General features: G+C 64.1%; 17 protein-coding genes. 3 read left to right on the top strand and 14 right to left on the bottom strand.

Annotated elements, in window-relative coordinates:
* Positions 1-2 precede the first annotated feature (2 nt).
* From QR290_RS11660 to QR290_RS11595, 14 genes are all read right to left on the bottom strand, one after another.
* Positions 3-1,850: a secretin N-terminal domain-containing protein gene (locus QR290_RS11660; RefSeq protein WP_085607708.1), complete on the bottom strand. Its 1,848-nt coding sequence runs from the start codon at positions 1,848-1,850 to the stop codon at positions 3-5.
* Positions 1,847-2,365, bottom strand: coding sequence for a hypothetical protein (locus QR290_RS11655; protein WP_085748465.1), 519 nt, complete (start codon positions 2,363-2,365; stop codon positions 1,847-1,849). Before QR290_RS11655 ends, QR290_RS11660 begins: the two co-directional genes overlap by 4 nt.
* Positions 2,365-2,913, bottom strand: coding sequence for a GspMb/PilO family protein (locus QR290_RS11650; RefSeq protein WP_007956132.1), 549 nt, complete (start codon positions 2,911-2,913; stop codon positions 2,365-2,367). Before QR290_RS11650 ends, QR290_RS11655 begins: the two co-directional genes overlap by 1 nt.
* Positions 2,900-3,445, bottom strand: coding sequence for a PilN domain-containing protein (locus tag QR290_RS11645; RefSeq protein ID WP_289204960.1), 546 nt, complete (start codon positions 3,443-3,445; stop codon positions 2,900-2,902). Before QR290_RS11645 ends, QR290_RS11650 begins: the two co-directional genes overlap by 14 nt.
* 1 nt (position 3,446) lies before the next feature.
* A complete protein-coding gene (locus QR290_RS11640) occupies positions 3,447-4,250 on the bottom strand; it encodes a hypothetical protein (RefSeq protein ID WP_289204959.1) in 804 nt (267 codons plus the stop codon).
* A complete protein-coding gene (locus tag QR290_RS11635) occupies positions 4,231-5,952 on the bottom strand; it encodes a GspE/PulE family protein (protein ID WP_007956124.1) in 1,722 nt (573 codons plus the stop codon). The genes QR290_RS11640 and QR290_RS11635 overlap by 20 nt, the downstream gene beginning before the upstream one ends.
* An 83-nt stretch (positions 5,953-6,035) precedes the next feature.
* Positions 6,036-6,569: a response regulator gene (locus QR290_RS11630; RefSeq protein WP_007956122.1), complete on the bottom strand. Its 534-nt coding sequence runs from the start codon at positions 6,567-6,569 to the stop codon at positions 6,036-6,038.
* 236 nt (positions 6,570-6,805) lie between these two features.
* Positions 6,806-7,759, bottom strand: a complete 954-nt coding sequence (locus tag QR290_RS11625) for a peptidylprolyl isomerase (RefSeq protein WP_115077257.1) — start codon at positions 7,757-7,759, stop codon at positions 6,806-6,808.
* A gap of 15 nt (positions 7,760-7,774) precedes the next feature.
* Complete coding sequence (locus QR290_RS11620) at positions 7,775-9,325, bottom strand: ABC transporter substrate-binding protein (protein ID WP_289204958.1); 1,551 nt, start codon at positions 9,323-9,325, stop codon at positions 7,775-7,777.
* Between the two features lie 9 nt (positions 9,326-9,334).
* Positions 9,335-9,973, bottom strand: a complete 639-nt coding sequence (locus QR290_RS11615; RefSeq protein WP_289204957.1) for an SCO family protein — start codon at positions 9,971-9,973, stop codon at positions 9,335-9,337.
* Positions 9,970-10,620 carry an SCO family protein gene (locus QR290_RS11610; protein ID WP_007956112.1) on the bottom strand — a complete coding sequence of 217 codons (651 nt, stop codon included), beginning with the start codon at positions 10,618-10,620 and terminating at the stop codon, positions 9,970-9,972. The genes QR290_RS11615 and QR290_RS11610 overlap by 4 nt, the downstream gene beginning before the upstream one ends.
* Positions 10,621-10,633: 13 nt before the next feature.
* Positions 10,634-12,556, bottom strand: a complete 1,923-nt coding sequence (locus QR290_RS11605; protein ID WP_289204956.1) for a YncE family protein — start codon at positions 12,554-12,556, stop codon at positions 10,634-10,636.
* A gap of 74 nt (positions 12,557-12,630) precedes the next feature.
* Entirely contained in the window at positions 12,631-18,474 is a 5,844-nt protein-coding gene (gene mnxG / locus QR290_RS11600) for a manganese-oxidizing multicopper oxidase MnxG (protein WP_289204955.1), read from the bottom strand.
* A 203-nt stretch (positions 18,475-18,677) separates the two neighbouring features.
* A complete protein-coding gene (locus QR290_RS11595; protein ID WP_289204954.1) occupies positions 18,678-19,289 on the bottom strand; it encodes a lytic transglycosylase domain-containing protein in 612 nt (203 codons plus the stop codon).
* Positions 19,290-19,492: 203 nt separating this feature from the next.
* On the opposite strand from QR290_RS11595, the gene gspG reads away from it, so the two are divergent.
* The 3 genes from gspG to QR290_RS11580 all read left to right on the top strand — a co-directional run bounded on the left by gspG (position 19,493) and on the right by QR290_RS11580 (position 21,824).
* A complete protein-coding gene (gene gspG, locus QR290_RS11590) occupies positions 19,493-19,921 on the top strand; it encodes a type II secretion system major pseudopilin GspG (protein WP_115077251.1) in 429 nt (142 codons plus the stop codon).
* A gap of 14 nt (positions 19,922-19,935) precedes the next feature.
* On the top strand, positions 19,936-21,123 hold the full coding sequence (locus tag QR290_RS11585) for a type II secretion system F family protein (RefSeq protein ID WP_289204953.1): 1,188 nt from the start codon (positions 19,936-19,938) through the stop codon (positions 21,121-21,123).
* A gap of 77 nt (positions 21,124-21,200) precedes the next feature.
* Positions 21,201-21,824 (top strand): hypothetical protein, encoded by a 624-nt coding sequence (locus tag QR290_RS11580; RefSeq protein WP_289204952.1) that lies wholly within the window; start codon positions 21,201-21,203, stop codon positions 21,822-21,824.
* Positions 21,825-21,843 lie beyond the last annotated feature (19 nt).

Below are 21,843 nucleotides of genomic sequence, written 5' to 3'. Positions count from 1 at the left end.
GATCAAGGCTTCTCGACGGTAACGTGAGTGGTTGCCACGGCCGCTTCACCGACTGCACGAGGCTGCGCGGCAGGCGCCGGCATGGTGTAGTTCTGCGAACGGTCCGGCGCCTGGATGTGCATGCTGGTTTCGGTGCCGGTCGGGAATTCCATGTCCGACGGGCTCTGGTACGGCAGGTTGCGCACGATCCGTGGGGTGATCGAGAGCACCAGTTCCGATTTGCCGATGGTGTCCTTGTTGCTGCCGAACAACCGGCCCAGACCCGGAATGTCACCGAGGCCCGGAATCTTGTTGCCGGTGGCGCCATGGTCGTTGCGCATCAGGCCGGCGAGGATCTGGGTTTCGCCGTCATGCAGGCGCAGCGAGGTCTGGGCGTTGCGGGTATCGACCTGCACCGGAATCGTCCCTTGGCGGGTCGGTTCCAGCGGCGTGGCGTTACTTACTTCCAGAGCAATCTTGATCGCCACTTCGTTGTTCAGATGCACGGTCGGTTGCACTTCGAGCTTCAGACCGACGTCGAGGTAGGTCACGCTTTCAGTGATCACCGGGCCTTGGGTCGACGGCACCGACGTGGCGCTGATGATCGGCACCCGCTGACCGATGTGGATGCGCGCCTGCTCACGGTTGCTGACACGAATCACCGGGCTGGCCAGGGTGTTGATGTCGTTGTCCTGCGCATTGATCTTGGCTTGCGGCGACGGCGAGATCGAAATCCGGCTGGAGTTGATGCCTTTCAGTTGATCGAGAATGGTCACCGCCGAACCGTCACTGTTGACCACGCCGAAGGTGTTCGGCCATTGCAAGCCGAGGTCGAGAATCCGCTGGGTGGCGACCTCCATCACTTCCACCTCCAGCACCACTTCGGGGTTGGACTGATCTTGCGATTGCAGCAGTTTCTCGGCCATGCGCACGGCGTCTTCGGTGTCGCGCATGGTCAGGGTGTTCAGGCGTTCGTCGACGAACACGTCACGGGTCTTGAGCATGGTCTTGATCATGTTCAGCGCGGTGTTGGCGTCGATGCTGGTCAGGTAGAAGGTGCGCATCACCAGCTCTTGATAATCCTTCAGCTTCTGCGGCGAGTCCGGAAAGATCAGCAAGGTGTTTTCGTTCACCACTTTCTGGTGCAGCTGGTTCTGTTGCAGCAGCAGTTGCACGGCGTCTTCGATGCGCACGTCACGCACGAAGATCGTGGCTTTCATGTCCGGGCGCAGGTCCTTGTCGAAGATGAAATTCAGGCCGGCGACCTGCGACAGCACTTCGAAAATGGTCTTGAGGTTGGCGTCGCGAAATTCCAGGGTCACCGGGCGATCAAGCCGGGTGCGCAGTTGCGGGTACTGGATCACGTTGCGGCTCTGCACCAGACGGATGTTGCCTTGCAGTTCCAGCGCGCCGTCGTTTTTCGGGTCGAGTTCGAGGATCTGTTTGACCTGACGGTCGGCGCCGTAGATGTCGCCCCGGCGCAGGTCGCCACGGGCCAGTTCGAGTTTCTCGTCCATGCTGCGCAGGTAGTCGAGCTGGCGCAGGGCATCCTGGGCGCGGCGGTTGTTCGGCTCGATGGTCAGCACCCGGCTGTAGGCGGTGCGGGCCGAGGCGAAATCGCGGCGGGCGCGGTCGGTGTCACCGGAGGTCAGCAGCGCGGTGATTGCCTTGGCCCGGCCACTGTTGAGCAGCAGGTGCAGCTCGGTGTCGCGCGGGTTTTCCCGCAAGCCTTCCTCGATCCGGGCCAGGCCCGCCTCGTACTGCCCCTGATCGATCAGGTCGGCGGCTTCCTTGTTGGCGACCTGCGCGGAACTGCACGCGGCCAGCCCGGCACACAGGCCCAGGCTCATCAGCAAACGGGATCTGTTCATTGCGTACTCCCCACAGACAAGGTCTGCGACAAATGCAAAGGCAGGTAGACCAGGCTCAGTTCCACATCGGAAATCGCCGCAATCTTCCAGGTGTCGTCGATCACATCCCCGCTGCGCACGACGTAGATTTTCTCGCCGTCCTGCAAGAACACCTGCAGGTCGCTGCGGTCATGCAGCCTGCCGACGAACTGGAACGGCACCGGTGGCAGGCTCGGGGCTTGCACCACCGGGGTCGGGTTGATCGCTTGTTCGGTGACCGTCGCCAGAGTTGGCGCGGCCTTCCAGGATTTGCTCGCAAACAGGTCGCCGGCCGGGCTCAGGTCCTTGATCGGCGCCGCATTCGCCTTGGCGCTGCTGGCGGGCAAGGCGCCACGGGCGGTTGCTTTCGTCGGGCTGGCCACGGCGACTTCGGTCGAATCCGCTTCGTCACTCGGCGAGAAATATTCCGGCAACCAGGCCAGCGCCGCCGCCACGCCGAAGAACGCCACCCAGCCGGTTATGCGTTTGGTGTCCATCACGACCTCGACAGGTAGAGGGTCATACGGATCCGGCCGCTGAGGTCGGTGTCGGCAATCTTCTTGCGTTGAAACTCGACGTCTTCCACCACCACCGCCGGCAACTGGCCGAGCAAGGCATGGAGGAAGCGGCGCAGTTGCGGGTAGCTGCCGCGCACCGGCAACAGGATCTGGTAGCGCGCCAGATGGGTCTTGGGATCGACGCCGAGGGCGTATTCGCCGCGCGCCAGGGTGATGTGCTCCTGCGCGGCCAACGCGTAGATGCGGTCGATGGCGACGGTGGCTTGCGGCTGGGCCGGCAGCTTGTTGCGGAAATCATCGAGCTGACGCTGCGGCACCACCGGCGGCGCGATGCTGCCGTCCTCGACCTTGGCCAGGTATTCGGTGGCTTCCTGGGTTTGCTGGCTGAGCTGTTGCAGCGACTGCCAGCCCGGCAGCAAACCGCCGAGTGCCCAGGCAACCGTGACCAGCAGCAGCGCCAGACCGGCCAGCCCCGGAACGCCGAGGCCTTGCAGGTATTCGTGAACGATCAGTCTAGGGATTCGCATCGCCCATCTCCCAGGTCGCCGACAGGTTGAATTGCACCGGTTGCTCCGGCGATTTGACGACGATTTCGTGGCTCAGCAGCGACACGTCGGACAGCTCGTCGCTGGCCTCCAGGCGCTTGTGGAAATCCAGCATCGCTTGCAGATCCCGCGCTTCGGCGCTGATCCGCACCTGGCCTTTGCGTGCATCCGGGGTCAGGGTCAGCAAGGCGATGTCGTCGCGCGGCATGGCTTCGAGCATGGCGAACAGGCGTTCCCAGGGCCGGCGCAGTTGCTGCGAGACCTTGCGCATTTCGGCGAGGTTCTGCGCCTGCTCGCGGGTTTCCGCCGGGCTCAGTGTTGTCTTGGCGCCGCTGTCGCCGGTGAGCTGACGTTGGGTGTGCTGCAAGTGACCTTGCTGTTGTTCGGCCTGATCGTCGAGGTGCTGCTGCACGCCGAAGCACACCAGCGCGAGCAACACGCCGCCGCCGAGCAGGCTCCACCCCAACGGGCCGGAACGCGGGCGAGGCTGGAAGTCGAGGTTCAAGGCGCGCATGTCAGGCCACCGCCCGGGACATGACGTACAAGGCGTCACGCACGGTCATCGAGTCGTCTTCGAGGGTGCGCAGGTGCACCCCCGCCACATCCGGTTGCGCATCGAGGCGCGCCGGGGCGTGCAGATAAACGTTGAAAACGCGTTCGCTGGTGGAGGCTTGCAGTTGCCGTTCGCGACCGATCAGCGCGCTGAGTGCCGCGTCGCTGTCGCTGCCGCCCACCGAGCGCACTGACGACCAGCGCCCTTCCCTTGCCAGCAGCAACACGCTGCGTTGCGGTTCGGCGACGATGAACAGGAAGTCGCCGGCGTCGAGGCTTTTGTCGAAACGGTTGAACGCGGTCATCAGGTATGGCTGCACCGAACGCAGACGCAGGCCGCGCCCCGTGACCAGCGTGCGCAGGCGTTCCAGCAAATCCTGCGGCAAGGCACTGGCGATCCGGTCATGCCCGGCGGGTTCGGCGGACAGCACCAGGCTCCACGGTTGAGTCGGTGCGCCGAACAGGTCTTCGAAGCACAGTTGGGCGAAGCCGCGCAGCTCTTCAGGGCTGCTGATCTGCTCGCTCCAGGGCACCAGGCAGAAGCGGCTGAAGTGACCGGAGATCACCACACTCAGCTCGGCACCGGCGCGGGTGTGTTCGCCGAGCAGACGGTCGAGGGTGTCCAGCGCCACCGCGTAGCTCTGGAAGCCTTCGTCGATGTAGCCGACGCTGCCCAGCCACAGGGTGTCGCTGCCCCGGCGCTGGCCGAGGCCGACACCGCTGGCGCCGAGCACGGCGATAAATTGATCACGCGATAAAAGTGACACGATTGATCTCCTCCAGCGTGGTCCGACCGTGCTCCACCAGCTCCAGCGCCGATTCGCGCAACAGGCGCAAACCACGGGCGCAGGCCAGGGCTTTGATCTGGGTAATGGGTTGGCGCTCGACGATCATCTGGCGCAGTTCGTCGTCCAGGTGCAGCAGCTCGGCAATCGCCGTCCGGCCGCGATAGCCGCTGCCCCGGCAGTGGCCGCAGCCCTTGCCGTGAACGAAGTGATAGTGATCGACTTTCTGTGGGTCGAGGCCCGAAGCGCGCAGCTCTTCATCGCTCGGGTTGACCGGCGTGCTGCAACTGCTGCACACCAACCGGATCAGACGCTGGGCGAGAATCGCGTTGAGTGCCGAGACCAGGCTGTAGGGATCGATTTCCATTTGGGTGAAGCGGCCGATCACGTCGAACACGTTGTTGGCGTGAATGGTGGTGAACACCAGGTGACCGGTGAGTGCCGATTGCACGGCGATCTGCGCGGTGTCCGGGTCGCGGATCTCGCCGACCATGATCTTGTCCGGGTCGTGGCGCAGGATCGAGCGCAGGCCGCGGGCGAAGGTCAGGCCTTTTTTCTCGTTGACCGGGATTTGCAGCACGCCGGGCAGCTGATATTCCACCGGGTCTTCGATGGTGATGATCTTGTCCACGCCGTGGTTGATCTCGGTGATCATCGCGTACAGCGTGGTGGTCTTGCCGCTGCCGGTGGGGCCGGTCACCAGCACCATGCCGTAGGGTTCGGCGGCGAGGCGACGCAGTTGGCGCAGGGTTTCGTCTTCAAAGCCCAGCGCTTGCAGTTGCACGCCGCAGACCTTGTCGGCCAGGTCCTGTTTGTCCAGCACCCGCAGCACCGCGTCTTCGCCGAAGATGCTTGGCATTATCGACACCCGAAAGTCGATCTGCCGGCCACTGATGCCGATCTTGAAGCGACCGTCCTGGGGTACGCGTTTTTCGCCGATGTCCAGTTCGGCCATGACCTTGACCCGCGAGATCACCTGCTCGGCGAACTCGCTGCCCTGGATCTTGCCGATGTTGTTCAGCACGCCGTCGATCCGGTACTTGATCACCAGACCCTGGCCAGTAGTGCCGAGGTGGATGTCGCTGGCGTGCATTTTCAGCGCGTCGTACAGGGTCGAGTTGACCAGTTTCACCACCACGCTCGAGTCTTCGCTGATGCTGGTCAGCGACAGGCTTTGCAGGGTGTCGGTCTCGCTGCCGGCGTCGGCCTGGGCGTTGAGCGATTCGACGGCGTGGAAGCTTTCTTCGTGGCGGGCCAGATAGGCCTTGAGGTCGTCGGCGTGCACCAGGTACAGCGGCGCACCGTGCAGGCATTCGTCGATCCAGGCCAGGCGCGACGTGTCGAAGGGGTCGGCGAACACGCCGATGACTTCGTCGTTGTGGCGCAGCAGGATGAATTCACGTTTGAGGCATTGCGCGAGGGTGACCCGGTCGAACACCGGGGTCGCCAGAAACAGCGTGTCGGTGTCGAGCACCGGGTAATGCAGGGTGGCGCCGAGGCTGGCAATGAACGGCATCGGCGCCAGTTCGCAGAGCACGGCCAGTGCATCGAGCACCCGTTCCCCGGAAGTGCTGGCCCGTGCCCGGGCCTGGGCCAGTTGCTCACTGGAAAAGCGTGGCGGGGTCTGTGCCTCCTGTGGAGGATTGACCGACAGCGGTTCGACGACAACGGACAGACGATCCATGGCTTGCTCTCCAACACCCGGGGCTTGAGGCCCTGACGGCGCGGGAGGCGAGTTCGGCGAGTGCCGGAACGTCTATCGCGCCATTACTCCCCGGTGAGCATTTGATCGTCGTCCGGTGCCATGGCCTCCGACCGGTTTCGTCGGCGGTCCGCCAGCACCCAACTGCCATCGTACAACTGCAACGGGAAGCTCTCGGTCCTGCTCTGGCGTCGTTCGACGAAGCCTTCGGATGGGCTCGCACCGGGTTTCGCTTCGCGCTGGATCCCCAGAAGGTCACAGACAGCTCGGGCCAGTTCCGCCAGTGGAAACGGTTTGAACAGGATGTGACTGACCCCCAGTTGCCGCGCCCGCTCACAGACTTCAGCGGTCGGGTGACCCGTTATCAGCACGAAATGACACGTCCTGTTCTGGCGGACCGCGTCGAGCACCTCGAACCCTTCCATATCGGGCAAGCGGTAATCGAACACCAGCACGTCGGGGGCGAAAGTCTCGGCCAGGCCGATTCCCTCTGCGCCGTCATGTGCAATCCGGACTTCCAGCCCTTGCGCCGACAGATAATCCTGAAGGTTCTGTGCAAGCAGCTGTTCGTCTTCGACAACCAGTACTTTGTTAACCAAGGTGGACTCCCTGAAACCTCAAGTGCCGGCAATTGAAATTCAATGACCCGAACCTGCTGGAGTGCGCCTCACAAGAGGTAACGCACACTTCATGCCAGGCTGAGTGCCGGTAATTTTTTGTCTTCATGTCCTTGAATTGAATGGAAATGCCCGCTCGTCCCGGTACCCCGTTCCCCAGAAACGGGGAAGCACCTGAATGGGCATCGAAGCCATTCCCCACTATTGGGGGGGAACCTTCAATCGTCGTCAATTCGTTCGATCCTGTTCTCTGCCCGCAACTGCGCGAGCACCTGACGACGAGCCTGGGTCTGTTGCTGTCGGGCGAGGTACGCCCTGACTGTTTCCAGCCCTTGCTCCTCTGGGACATCGGCCGCCTCCTTGTGGTTCTCGACAAAAATCAAATGCCAGCCGAACGGTGTGCGCACCGCCGTGCTGACTTCGCCAGGCTTGAGGGCAAACGCCGCCGCTTCAAACGCCGGCACCATTTGCCCACGGGCGAAATACCCCAGGTCCCCGCCCTGGCTGGCGGTGACATCTTCCGAGCCCGATTGAGCGACGCTAGCAAAGGTTTGCCCCCCTGCGATAGCGGCACGCAACTCTTCCAAGCGTAGCCGTGCCGCTTCAACCGTGGCGGCATCGGCATCGCCGGCAACCTTGATCAGAATGTGCCGGGCCTGCACCTGCTCCGGCGCGCCCATTTCAGCGCGGTGTTCTGCAAAAAACGCCCGCACGGTCTGTTCATCCGGCGCCTGGACTTGGGTCAGTTCGGCGAACATCCGCTGCGCCGCCAGTTCGCGGTGGGTGTATTCGGTGAATGAGGCCTCATCGAAACCGGCGTCCTGCAAGCGCTGGAGGAATTTATCGGTGCCGCCGATGGCGACGCGGGTCTGCTCGACCTGTTCGCGCACGGCTTGCGCATCGATCTTCACCCCGCGTTTGCGCGATTCCTGCCAGAGCAGTTCCTTGTCGATCAGCGTGTCCAGCGCGGCCTGACGCAGTTGTTTATAGGCCTTGGGGTTGCGGATGCTCGCCACGGCGCGGCCCTGATCTTCCAGGTACTCGGCGAAAAAGCGTTCCAGGCGAAACTCGGAAATCGCCTCGCCGTTGACCCGGGCGGCCACCGGCTCATTGTTCGCCAGCGCCACCGACAACCAGCCTGTCAGCAGCAAACACAGGGTTTTGAGCTTCATGATCAGGGCCTCCGGTCAGGGCGTGGCAATAATCGGTTTATAGGGAGCGACCAGATAAAAACGCTGGTCGGGCAAGTCAACGGTGACCACGTGCGCCCCGCTCAGGCCTGATCGTCGGCCGGGGCCGAAGCTCAGACGCGGGGTCAGGCCGGTGTCGAAGTCGTGCAGGCCTTCGAGCGCCGCCACCAGTTTTTCGCGGCTGGCATCGCGGCCCGCCTGCTTCATGCCTTCGCTGAACAACAGCATCGAGGCGTAGGCGCCGACTTGCAGCACCGCGTGCTGGGCGCCGAGGCCTTGATGCTCGCGCAACAGCGTCAACGCCATGCGCCCGGCCTGAGTCCAGTCGCTGGGCACGAACGGATACGCCAGAAACACCCGCCGGGAAAAACCCTCCGGCACTTGCAACAGATCCCCCGCCACCTGGCTGGATGCGGCAAACAGGTACGGCACCTGCCCGGCATTCTGCAACCCGGTCGCCAGCCGACTGAAACCACCGCCGCTGCCCAGGTAGAACACCGAGCGCGAGCCCAGCGGCAAGCTGTCCGCCGTCGGGTCGTAGGCCTGCAAATGGACTTTTTGCCAGCCGTGATCCTGCAGATAACGACCGAGGGTCTGTGCCGCCAGCACTTGCGCCGGGTCATCGGGATAGGCAATCAGCGTCGGCCCTTGCAGCACCCGCAAACTGGCGGTGGCGTAGTCGGCCAGCGCGATCAGTTGCTCGCGCAGGCCCGGCAGCGGTTCGAAAATCTGCGGACTGGCCTGCACCGGGCCGAGCAGCGACATCGCCCCGATCAGCGGCACGCCGGACTGTTCCAGACGCGGCGCCAGTTCGCTGTCCAGCGCCGGCGCCAGCGGTGCGATCAGGGCGAAGACTTTCTCTTCCTCGATCAGCCGTTGCAGGGCCTGTTCGGCGCTGGCGCGATCCGGGCCGGGATCGGCCACGGTCAGGCGCAACTGCCGACCGTGAATGCCGCCGGCCTGATTGATCCGCGCCACGCTGCCGTTGAGCACCGCCGCGATGGTCGCGCCCTCCTCGGCCAGCGGCCCCTGGCTGGGCAACAAGGTGCCCAAATGCAAGGTCTGGTCATCGAGCCCCGGATCGCGGTCATCAGCCAGGCGTTTGAGGTACGCGGTGAGGTTGCGTTGATCCTTCATCGACAGCAGGAAGCGCGGCATGCTCGGGTCGAGGCGATTGTTGCCGGGGTCGCGGCCCTGCTGGATCACCCGCGCCAGACTGCTGTCGGTGTAGGCCGGATAGTTGCGGCCATTGACTTGCTGCTGACCGTGGATGCTGGTCAGCCGCGACCAGTTGAGCTCCGGCGGACGCACCCCGCCTTCGGGCCGGCCCAGACCATCGGCACCGTGACAGTTGGCGCACGGCAGGCTGGTGGCCGGCAGCAACACGTCCGCCGCGCCGACCCGCGCCATGATCGGCTCGCCGCTGGCGGACAAGCCTTCGCGGTACAGGCGCTTGCCGGCGCTTTCTTCATCGGTCAGCGGCAACGCAGCCGCGCCAAGGCTGACGCCAGCGAACAGGATCAGGGCGAGGACGCGGCCGAGGTTCATGGCGCGGACTCAGCGGCCGGCCACGGGCATTGTCAGCAGCTGCAAGCGCTGGGCAATGGCGGCGGCCGGGGCGTCGGGACGGATTTTGCTCCAGCGTTTGTTGGCCACATCGCCGACGATCAACTGGGTCGAGTGCTGCTCGGGCGTCGGCACGATCTGGCCGATGCGGCCCAGCACCAGGTCCATCTGCGCCTTGTCGCCGGTGAGGAAAAGCCAGTGAGGGTCATCGGCACCCTGCTTCAAGGTGTAAGCCTTGAGCACCGCCGGCGTGTCGCGCAGCGGATCACTGGTAAGGGAAATGAAGGTGATGCCGTCGGCCTTGTCGCCCAGCAGCTCGCGGACTTCCTTGAGCTTGCGGGTGATCAGCGGACAGGCGTCATTGCAACTGGTGAAGATCACGTTGAGCAGCACCACGCGGTTGTGCAGCGCATCGCTGTAGAAACGCTGGACGTCGCCGTGCTGGTCGAGCAACGGGGTGTCGGTGAACCAGGTTTTCGCGTCGTGGGTGCCTTTGGCCGGTGCGGGCGCAGCGCTGGTCGTTGTCGTTGTCGTTGCCGGTACCGGTTGTTCGTGGCCTTCGTGAGCCAGGGCCATGGCGCTGAAAATCCAGAAACAAACCGTCAGGGTGATCCAGTCCAGGGTTCTCATGGTTGTTGCTCCATGGCAATCGCGGTGTGTTTGGCGTGGGTGCGCAGGCCGCTGAGTTTCTCGACCTCTTTGGCCAGCAGGGCCGGGTCGGTGAAGCCGTAATAGCGCGTCCAGTGCCGACTGTTGCCGTCACCGACGAGGATCAGCGGCTGGTGATTTTTGAAGTCGCCGCTGAAACTGCCGAGGCCCTTGAGGGTGGCGGTGATCGATTGCGGCGAACCGGTGAGCCAGCTCCAGCCCGGGCCTTTCTGGAAGGTGCGGGCGTAATCCTGCAGACGTTTCGGGTCGTCGCGCTGCGGGTCGATGCTGATCGACACCAGCTGCACTTCAGCGCCGACCCGGGCACCGAGCTGTTTCTGCACCTTGCCCATGATCGACGAGACCACCGGGCAGACCGTGGTGCAGCTGGTGTAGATGAAACTCATGACCACGATCTTGTTGTGCACCAGGTCCTGCTCCAGGTGCACGGTCTTGCCGTTCTGGTCGAGCAGCGGCACGTCGGCGAATTTGACCTGGGCGTGTTCCTGGCTGTTGGCGGCCGGTGCGGTGTGCCCGGCATGCTCGTCCGCCGAGTGGGCGCTGGCCTGCTGGATACCGACGGCCAACAGGCACAGGGTCAGCAGGCCACGGGATGCAAATCGGTTCATGGTCGTTTCCTCGTCACTGAGTCTGGCCGGGCAGCACCCGGACACTGGCAAATGTCTTGTCGTCGAAACCGGCGCCCAGCGAGGCCGCGCGCACATGCAGGTACCAGGCGCCGCTGCGGTCGAGGGTCACCGGCGCTTCGTACACGCCGTCGGCGACTTCCAGTGCCGCCACTTCACGGGGGCGGGAGGTCGGCGCGAGGAAGTAGCGCAACTGCACGTCGGTCACGCCACTGCGCTGGACTTTCTGTTTGCCCTGGACGATGCGAAAGCGCACCACGTAGGGGTCGTTGAGGGCCACGGCGGTCTTGTCCAACAGGAACTCGACTTTGGGCGCCCCCGCATGTTTTTCAGGCGCGCCGTCGGACGCCACCTGGGCGGTGAAGCAATGAATGATGTTCGGCTGGTTGAGCAGGAACGCCACGTCGAAACGCCCCGCCGCCGGCAGCTTGATCCGGGCGCTGTACAGCCCCGGCGACACTTCGCGCAGACTGCGGTCGATCACCAGTGCGGCGCGGGCGATCTGCCCCCGGTTGGGGTAACCGGACATCGGTGCGTTCATGCCTTCGGCGTAGAAATAGGTGGTGTTGTCCACCGGGTTGACCACGAACACCGCGTTGTCATCGCGCGATACCGCGAGGCTCGACGCCAACGGCAGATCCCCGGCCAGCCGTGGCGGTTGCGGCCCGGCTTCAAAACCTTGAGTAATCGGCTGACGCCCTTCGCCCAGCGAAGACAGGTTGATCATGGTGACTTTCGGCGAGGCCAGTCCGCGCACGTAGGCATAGGCCTGGGTGAACACCACTTGATAGGGTTCGGCCGAAACCTCCAGATCATGGATCGCCGAATCGTTGGCCGCATCGATCACCGTGGCGCGGTTTTCCACCGTGTTCAGCACCACGCCAAAACGACCGTCGGCGCTGAAGCCCATCGGGCCGAGGCCCTGTTGCAACTTGATCACCCGGCGTACGGCGCGGCTGTTGCTGTCGATCACGGTGACGGCGCCATCCTTGCCATCGGCCACGTACACCGCGCCGGACAGCGGCGAATACGCCACCGACAGCGGGCTGGAACCGGTCTTGACCTGTTGCAGCAGGCTCAGGCTGGCGATGTCGATAACGCTCAGGGTGCCGTCGTCGCGGTTGCTGACGAAGGCGAAACGGCTGTCCTTGCTGAAGGTAATTTCGTGGTGGCCGCGACCGGTCGCCAGGTGTTTGAGCGGTTTGAGACTTTGAGCGTCGATCACCGTAACGCCGGACTCTTCAGCCTTGCTCGCGTTGTTGCCGACCCACAGCAGGCGCTCGTCCGGTTGCAGGGCGACCCGCACCGGTTGGCTGCCGGCGGCCACCGAGTCGATGACCTTGAATTGCTCGCTGTCGATCACCGCCACTTCCCCCGCCGTCGGCATCGACATGAAGACCTTTTTGTTGTCCTTGGGCGTGACCCAATCCATCGGCGACTGCTTGAGTTCGATCCGCGCCAGGGTGCTGGTGATGCCGCCGACCGACACGGACGGATCGACCACCGAAACGCTGGCATCGCGGTTCATCACCAGCAGGAAATAGCTGTTGAGGTCGAGCAACGGCCGCGCGCCGATGTTGGATTTGAGGAACGTGCCGACCCGCGACTTGCAGCTCTGGTCGCGGCCCTGGGCCTCGTCGGCGGCAAGGGCTTGCGGATCGATCCACGCCCCCGGCGCCACACCGGACAACGGCTGGCCGGAGGCGCCGTCGGTGACGCGGAACTGCACGTCGGCGAACTCGCCCTCACGCAACTGGCCGTCGCTGGCCAGCGGCTTCAGATCGAAGGCGATCGACACGCCGTCGCGGGTCAGCACCTGCCCGGCGCCGGTTTGCGCCAGGGCAATCTCGCTCAGCGTGAGCAGCGCGCCGGCCATCGCCAGCAGGCAGACGCCGATGATGTTGATGATCCTGTTCATACATCTCTCCCCTACAAACCTTTCCCCACCTGTGGGAGCGGTTTCACCGGTTCCCACAGGTCGCGCATTGGCACCTACTGAGCAGGCGGCGCCGGCTCCGGCTCATTGGTCACCCGCAGCAATCCCCACAGTCCCGAGGTGTTGCCATAGGCGGCGTAATCGCGGAACAGGTAGTCCCCCGGTATGGCGTTGCTGCCCCCGGCACTCGGGATCATGAAGCTGAAGTGCGCCGCCGGCAGGACGCTCTCGTGAGCGCCGATGTACATCGACATCGGGTTGTAGCCGAAGCGCACCGAACCCACGCCCGGCGTGCCCATCGGGTAGCCACCGGTGTCGCTCTTCTCGGCCTGGAACGGGTTGAGCGACCAGACGTGTCCGTCGAGCTGGAACGTCGTGCCGCGACTGCCGCCGCTCGGCATCAGGATGTGCGTACGGAACGGCTGGCCCGGTTTGGCATACAGCACCGGCGTCTGCGGATCGCCCCCCACCAGCGCATTGCTGTAGGCCATGTGCGCGTTGGTCATATCGCCGTAACCCGCGCCATCGGCATGGCCGAACGGCGCATCCGGGGCGAGGCCGAAGCGATACCACAGCGGCTCGGTCTTGTAGTTGATCGCCATGCTCGAGTTGTCCTGCGGATCGGTCGGTACACCGAAACCCTCGGCAGCGATGCCTTCGACCGGCCGGCCATTGGCCCAGCGGGTGTTCAGCGCCTTGTGCCAGACCATCGCGAAGTCGCGGTAAGTCGTCTGCCCCGGTGCGGTGACCGTGGCGTTGACCTTGCGCGCATCGTCGACCCAGGTCGCGCCGATCGGCAGGATGCTCATCGCACCACCCAGGCCTTTTTGCGGTTGCTTGATCACATCTGCCGGGGTGATGTTCAGGCCACCGAACTCCACGGCCGTGGCGTTGATGTTGTCGACACTGCGGCCCAGTTGCGTGACCGGTTTGCCTTCACGCTCCAGGTGCCCGGCGTAGTACTGATAGGTACGGGTCGGGTAGGCGCCGCTGCTGCCCAACCGTGGTGGCACGGTCTGGACCGGGTTGGCGCCGACGTTGGCACCGTCGGATTTGGTGATGTCATAGGCCACCAGTTGCGCGTGCAGCCCCACGTGGCTGGACGGCCGCATCAGGTTGTTGCTGAAGGTGGTCGAGCCCAGGCCGCTGTTGCGGTCGCGCTTGACGATGCCTTGCATCACCGCGGTCTGGGTCAGGTCCGGCATCACGCTCGGCAGACGGTTTTCCAGGGTGATGTTGATGCAGTCCCCGGCCGCTGCGCGCAGCACCAGCGGTTCGACCGGAATGCCGGGTTTGAGCTTGCCGCTGACCGGATCGAGGTCGGATTTGCGCACGTACAGGATCGCTGTCGGATCATGCAGAGGCCCGCTCTGGCCACCGATGGTGATGGTCTCGCCGTCCTCCGGATCGGTCACGGTCACTTGCGGGATGCTCACTGTGCGCGAGTTCAGCACCAGGGTGCCGCCCGCCGGATTCAGCGGCCCGCCGACATGCTGACCGAGCCCGGCCGAATCGCCGATGCTCAGGCCCAGCGAATTGCCGAGGATGTCGTTGGCCAGCGCCGCCACCACTTCATAGTTGCGCTGCACCGTCGGCCGGGTGCCGATGCCGTTGGGGTTGGCGCTGATCCGTGGGCAACTGCCTTCGAACGCCACGGTGTTGCGCATGCCGGCCGGGCTCGGGTTGTTGGGGATGGCGAACAGGTCATTGCGTTTGGCTGTGTAGTTGCGCATCACGCCCCAGATCCCGCTCCAGTAGCCTTCAATCGAAGCGTCCATCGAGTACAGATAGTCACCGGTGGTCGCCGCAGAACTGGACAGCATCGACACCGGTGCGATGAAGCCCATCTGTTCGGAGATGCCGATCATCTGCGAGGCGCGCCAGCCCGAGTTGGAGCTGTTGCCGAAACCGGAACCGCTCTGCAGCCATTTCACGCCGTGCAGGGTGACGTTGTGCTCTTCCTCATGGCCGCCGGCATGCACCCGCAGACGCACGTTGTCGCCGGTGTAGGTGCGCAGCATCGGGGTGAACGGGTCGCCCGGCTCGCTGCCGCCCTTGTTGATGTGTGGCGGGAACAGCGTGGTGCCGCCAGTCGGGCCGGTGGCAGCCGTCACCAGGTTAGGTGCCAGGTTCATCGCCGGGATCGCCCGGTCGGTACGGCTTTGCATGGCGTACGCCAGATCGCCGCCGAGGCCGTCGGCCTGCATGCCGCGCTTGCCGTCCGGGCCGACCTTGTTCGGATCGTAGACCCGCAGGGCCAGCGGCTCGTTGCGATAGTTGACGACGAACATGCCCGGATCATCCACGGAGATCGCTTGCGGGCAAGGCCGGCTCGGGCAGCCCGGCACCTGACCGCCCTGCACTTCCAGCACACCTTCGAGCAAGGTGCTGGCGTTGTTGCGCACCGGCGGGTTGATCGCATAGCGGAAGCTGTCGGCGGTAGCCGGGAACGCTTGCGGATTCGGCACGCCGTTCGGGCCGGCGCCCACGTACACACCGGCTTCATAGGCGTGCTGGAAGTCGCTGTATTCGAGGAAGAACTCACGGAAGCTGTCGTTCTTGCCGTCGCCGTCGAGGTCGCCGGTGTTGATCACCGCCTGCCACGAAGTCGGCCCGCCATCCTGGCGAGCACCGCTGTACAGAGGCTCGCCGGTTTCGGCGTGGAACCAGGTGGAACCAGCCGGCTCCGCCAGCACCGTGGCATACAGCCCGATCTGCTGGTGAGTCGATGGGCCGAGGTGGTCGTGGGTGAAGATGGTGCCGAGCCCCCGATCCACGCCCTTGGCGTTGACCACCGGGTCGACGAACCAGCGTTGCATGGCCGTGCGCGCGCCCATCCAGTCACTGCGCCCGAACTGACCGAAGAACGGATGCGCCTTGGCTTTCGGGCACGCCTGGGTGCCGTCGCGCGGGTCGCTGCCCTCGCACTGGTTGAATTCGCGGATCGCGTGAATACGTTCCTGAACAGCGCCTGGGGAGAGCACGCCGTCCTCGTAGTTCCAGCCGTTGGAAGAACCGTCGGCGGACGTCAGGTCCCACTTCGGCAGGTGAATGTGCTGGCCGATCACGTCGGTCGGCGTGCGCACCTGATAGTCGTCCATCTCGTAGGTGGCAGGGACCAGGTTGGTTTGCTGGTACTGCACGCAGTCGAAGGTGTTCATGCGCATCACCAGCGGCTCTGGCGGACGCTGCTTGGTGATCACCGGCCAGGCGTCTTCCCACAGCGCCAGAATCCGGGCTTGCGGGAAGTGATAACCGACTTTGTTATAGACCGCGTCGAACTGGATGTTGGCGGCCTTGTAGATACGCGGGCGGTCGGCGGTGAAGGTCGAGGCGCCGACGAAGGACATGCCATCCAACCGGTCGCCGCTGGCGAACTCGCCGGTGCCGGCGCTGCTGGTCAGGCGCTTTTGCCGGTCGTCCATGCACGGCTCGTAGTACGGCGCGCCGGCAATCGGCAAGGCGCCGTTGGTGCGGAAGTCCTTGGCCACGATCTGGTTGCCGGGCAGCAAGGCAAAGCTTGGGTGATCCTTTTTCGCGTGGAACGCCATCGCGGCCTGTTCCACTTCCGTGCCTTCTTCCGGCAGGTAAATCGGTTTGGCCCGGGTGACTTCCTTGGAGAAGTCCAGCGAGGTGGTCACGGTGTGCGCCTCGCCTCCGGCCGCCACCCCGTCGAGGGCGTGACGCTGCAAGCCGCCATCCCAGCCGCCGGACTGATTCGGGTCAAGGTTGGCCCACAGCGCTTTGCCGCTGGCTTTCAACGATTGCGCGGTGGCCGCGTCGAGCATGTCCAGCGGTGGGGTTGGCGGACGCTGACCCACCGAACTTTCCATGCCGCCGATCCAGAACGGATAGCCAGGGTTTTTCAGGCTGCCGTCGGCGTTGCGGTTGGCTTCGCTGCGATCAACCAGGGCCAGGGAACCGATGGCTTGCGATCCACCGTTACCACCATGGTGTTCGCCGTCGTCATCGCCCTCTTCGTCCTCATCGTCGTCATCGTTGCTGGCGACCAGGGTTTCGCCGATTTTCGGCACCACCACTACTTTGCCCGGCATCGGGGCCATGGCTTTGCCGGGCAGCGGCACGACGGCAGGAATCGGCGTGCCGGCAATGATCTCGCCATCCGGCAAGGCTCGGGCACCGGCGGCGGGTTTACCGCTGCGCAGTGCGTAAGGCTCGCTGTGATAACCATCGGCGCCCTGTTGCGAGACTTCCAGCCGGGTGCCTTCTTCGAACACATCGTGCACCCGCCACATCGACCACATGCCTTGGGCGAAATGCGGGTAGAAGTGGCAGTGATAGATCGCATCACCGGCCACCCGGTTGCGGTTGCCGGAGCCGCCGTTGGCGATTTCGTAGGTATAGCCGGCGCCAGGGCCGATGCCTTGGGCGTCGACGTAATCGGAGTTGTCGTCGTTGGGGTTGAACAGCCACTGATGGCCGTGCAGGTGGAAGATGTGCTGCTCGTGACCGTTGTGGGTGTTGCGGAATTTGACGAAGTCACCGATGTAGCTGTGGTTGACGTTCGAAGGCTCCGACGGATACAGGGCCATGGTGGCCTTGACGCCGACTTGATCTGCGCTGGGTGTCTGGCCGGGGGCGATGTTCTCAAGCCCGGTATTGGCCGGCACGTCCACCAGCATCGCCACGTCACCGACGGTGTGCGAGCTGAGGAAGAATTCTTCGTAGGCACACGACAGGCAGTCGTGCATCGGGCCCACGCCGAGGCGGTTGGCGACCACTTCAGCGCCCATGCCGCCGGAGCCGTAGTTGATCATGAACGAGTCGCGGGTCGGCTCCAGCACATGGGCCATGACCGGGTCGGCCCAGTAGGCGGGGAATGCTTGGGTGGCGGCGGTTTCGTCCTGGAACTGCGAGGCGAAATCGCGAAACGGCTCGAGGCGGTTGGGGATCGCCGGGTTGCGTTTGCCCACCGACTCCAGCGGATAGGTGCTGGGCGCAAAACTGCCATCGGCGTTGCTGCCCATGACGATTGCATCGCTTTCGCTGGAGATGATTTCGTTGCCGTCGACCATGCTGATGATCGGCGTGCCGGCCTTGCCTTCACGCAACCAAGGTTCGCGCTGCGGAAAACGGGCCTGGTAATCGACGATGGGGTGACCGGCCGGTGTACGGCCGGTGGTCGCCAGACGCATTTCTTCTTCGGTGAGAGTGTTGCGATAGGTGCGTCCCGACTTCGGCACCACCACGACCTGGCCGAACAGGCCATTGGCGACGTTGCCGGCCGCGCCCTCCCCGCCGAATGTCGCGCCACGGCTGCTGACGGCAAACGCCCCTTCGCGCTCGGCGTACAGCACGTACGAACGACTCGCCCCCGGCGGCACCAGGGTGTTTGCATTACGCCCGGTGTAGGAGGAAATGTCGTCGATGCTGTTCACCGCTTGCAGGCCGTTGACCTGGAAACCGACATGACGGTCGGCGACCTGCTCGTCGACCTTGAAGTTTTCCGCACCGCCGGCGTTCTCGATGCCCTCTTCGCCTTCTTCGCCCTCAGGCCCTTCGAAGTGCTTGTTGGGATTGGCGTGGTAATCGAGCAGGTTCTGCAGATTGATCGTCAGGCAATCACCGGCAGCCACCCGCAGCACCAACGGCCGTGGACGCTTGTCCGCACGCAGCGACACCTTGCCCGGCACCGCGCTGCCGCCATAGGCCAGCGAGACGTCATGGTCATCGACCACATCGCGGCGCAGCGCGTACATCATCCCGTTGACGTTCTGCGCACCGAGGCGGTTGAACATCAGCGGTTGATCGAAGGCGACTACGTTGGCCACCAGATTGCGCTCGCAGCGCACGGTGGCGCTGGCCAGTTCGACACTGAGCATCGAGACCAGCAACAGCAGCCAGTTCAACAGGGACGGTGCGTGGTGAATGCCAACCATGATCGGAAACCTCGTAGTGGGTGCTTCACAGGGAACGATTCTCGATAAACCCCTTGGAGCAATCCGCGTGCCACAAAAAATTTCTTTCCATCTCAATCATTTACACAAGTCACTTGAGAGTCCGGGGGATATTCCCCACCCGTTTCCCCACTTTTCCGGGCCCCTCGGGTTTGCCCCGAAAGTGGGGGAATCCGTGTCCGGACCTACAAAGGCGCGTCCACTGCCAGCCCTTGCAGGCGCCGGTACTGACGCAAAACGCTGGGCACGTAACGCTGGGTTTCGGCGAACGGCGGAATCACCCGGCCCCGGCTGAGCACCGCGTCAGGTCCGGCGTTGTAAGCCGCCACGGCCAAGGCGATGTCGTTGTCGAACAGGGTCATGAGGCGCTTGAGGTATTTGGCCCCGCCCTGGATGTTGGCCTTGGGGTCGTAGACGTCTTTCACCCCCAACTCACGCGCGGTGTCGGGCATCAGTTGCATCAGCCCGCCGGCACCCTTGGGCGAGGTGGCGCCGGGGTTGTAGTTGGATTCGGACTTGATCACCGCATGCAGCAAAGCTTCGGGTAGCTGATTGGCGGTGGCGGCAGCTGACACCAGCTCGGCGTAGGGCTGGTTGGCGATCAATTGCGGTTGCCGGTCAAGGCTGACCAGCGGCGCATCGGCGTCGCGGATCACCCGCTCGTAAGTGCGCCCGGGACGGTGGACGTTGGACAGCACGTAGCTGCCCTTGGCGTCCACGGAAACGAAGACATCGGCTTGCGCGACACCGACCGACAGCACGCAGCCGAGCAGTCCTGCAGTGAATGAATGGATCATTGGGCCTCCCCTGACAGGCCCCGAAAAATTGGGGGAAATGCCCCACTGACCCGTCGTCATCCAGCCCTACGCAAGCACTGTGCCGACTCTTGGAAAGCCCGTAATACAAGGGCTCCAGCCCGACAGCCGAATTTATCGGGGGCTGAGCATGGCAATTGCATAAGCCCTTGTGGCGACACGGCTGCCACTCACGGGAGGTCATCATGAAGCTGCATTTTCGTCCGCGTGCCCAGCGCGGTTTCACCCTGCTCGAATTGCTCGTGGTGCTGGTGGTGCTCGGCCTGTTGGCCGGGATCGTCGCGCCCAAATATTTCGCCCAGCTGGGACGTTCCGAAGTGAAGGTGGCCAAGGCGCAGATCGAAGGCCTGAGCAAGGCGCTGGATCTGTATCGGCTGGAAGTCGGCCACTACCCGTCCACCGAACAGGGTTTGCAGGCGCTGGTGACCGCACCGAGCGACGAAGCCAAATGGACCGGCCCGTACTTGCAGAAAAAACTGCCGCAGGATCCGTGGGGGCGTAACTACACCTACCGCTATCCCGGCGAAAACGCCGAGTACGACTTGCTCTCGATGGGCAAGGACGGCCAGCCCGGCGGCGAAGGCGAAAACGCCGAAGTCACCAACTGGCAATAAGCGGAGCACACGGCATGCGATTTCAACTCAAAGCGGTGGGCAAGGCCGGGGTGGTGTCGCTGAGTGTCGAGGCGCCTGGCCAGAGCGAAGCGCGGCGCATCGCCGAGGATCAGGGCTTGCGGGTGGTCAGCCTGCACGCCGAGCGTCACTGGCGTTCGTTGCGCCTGAGCAAGCGTGAAACCTTCAACCTGGTGCTGTTCAGCCAGGAACTGACCACCCTGCTCAACGCCGGCCTGCCGCTGATCGATGCGCTGGAAAGCCTGGCTGAAAAAGAAACCGCCCCCGCCGCCCGCAAAACCTTGAGCGAGCTGGTGCGGCTGCTGTACGAGGGCAAATCGTTCTCCCAGGCGTTGGGCCAGTTGTCGGCGGTTTTCCCGCCGTTGTACGTGGCGCTGGTACAGTCCAGCGAGAAGACCGGCGCGGTCGGCGATGCGCTGGGCCGTTATGTGAGCTATCGCCAGCGCATGGACGAGGTGCGGCAGAAGATCGTCAGCGCCTCGATCTACCCGCTGCTGTTGCTGGTGGTCGGCGGTGGCGTGGTGCTGTTTTTGATGGGCTACGTGGTGCCGCGCTTCAGCCTGGTGTTCGAAGGGCTGGGCTCGAATCTGCCGTGGCTGTCGCAGATCCTGATGAGCAGCGGCATGTTTCTGCACGCCCATCAGGGTGAGTTTTTCGGCCTGTTGGCGACTATCGTCATCGCCCTCGCCGTGCTGCAGAAACAACCGGCGTTTCGCCGTGGGCTGGATCGGCTGGTGGAGAAACTGCCCGCCGTGCACCAGCGGATTTTCATGTATGAGCTGGCGCGGTTTTACCGGTCACTGGGGATTCTGCTGCAAGGCGGGATTCCGCTGGTGACGGCCATGGGCATGGTGCGCGGCCTGCTCACACTAGCCTCGCGAGCGCGCCTTGATCAGGCCTGCGAGCGGGTGCGCGAGGGGCAGTCGTTGTCCACGGCCCTTGAGCTCAATCGACTGGTGACGCCCGTGTCCCTGCGCCTGCTGCGCGCCGGCGAACAGTCCGGCAACCTCGGGCAAATGATGGAACGCAGCGCCGATTTCTACGACGAGGAAATCAGCCGCTGGATCGAGTGGTTCGTGCGCTTGTTCGAACCACTGCTCATGACCTTCATCGGCCTGTTGATCGGGGTGATCGTGATCCTGATGTACATCCCGATCTTCGAACTGGCTTCGAGTATCCACTGACCTCGGGAACGGGTCGGATCACACGCAAACAAGGCACATCCACGTTCCCAATCAAGACAACAAAGACGGAGAACGATATGCACATTCAAAAGCTCGTGCTCGCAATGGCCATCGGCGCAGTCCTGTCGGCGTCTACCGTACTGATCCCGGACAGCCTGTCCGGGGTGTCGAGTGTTCAGGCCAAGGATGGGGGAAGTGGTGGCGGTGGTGGAGGTAGTGGCGGTGGCGGCGGTGGACACGGAGGCGGTGGCAATGGAGGCGGCAGCGGAGGCGGTGGTGGCGGCAATGGAGGCGGCGGAAGCGGAGGCGGAGGCGGTGGAGGCAATGGAGGTGGCGGTGGCGGCGGTGGCGGTGGCGGTGGTCATGGCGGCAGCGGCAGTGGCGGCAACAGTGGCAGTGGCGGCGGTGGCAACAGTGGCCACAGCGGCAGTGACCACGGTTCGGGCCATTCCGGCAGCACGGCGTCATCCGGTCGCAGCGGCACGCATTCGGAACCCGGCGATGACCACGGTGTGCATCGCGCGGGTGAAGTCGGCGATGACCGAGGCGTACACCGCGCGGGGGAAGTCGGTGATGACCGTGGCGTACATCGCGCCGGTGAAGTCGGTGATGACCGAGGCCTGCATGCGGCGGGCGAACCCGGTGATGATCGCGGTGTTCACGTTGGTGGCGAGCCTGGCGATGACAAGCGCGCCAACTAAATCACTTTGAAACGCCCTA

It is taken from the genome of Pseudomonas fluorescens, assembly GCF_030344995.1.
In the GTDB taxonomy this organism is placed as follows: domain Bacteria; phylum Pseudomonadota; class Gammaproteobacteria; order Pseudomonadales; family Pseudomonadaceae; genus Aquipseudomonas; species Aquipseudomonas fluorescens_BF.
This window is presented reverse-complemented; position numbering and strand designations above follow the sequence as displayed.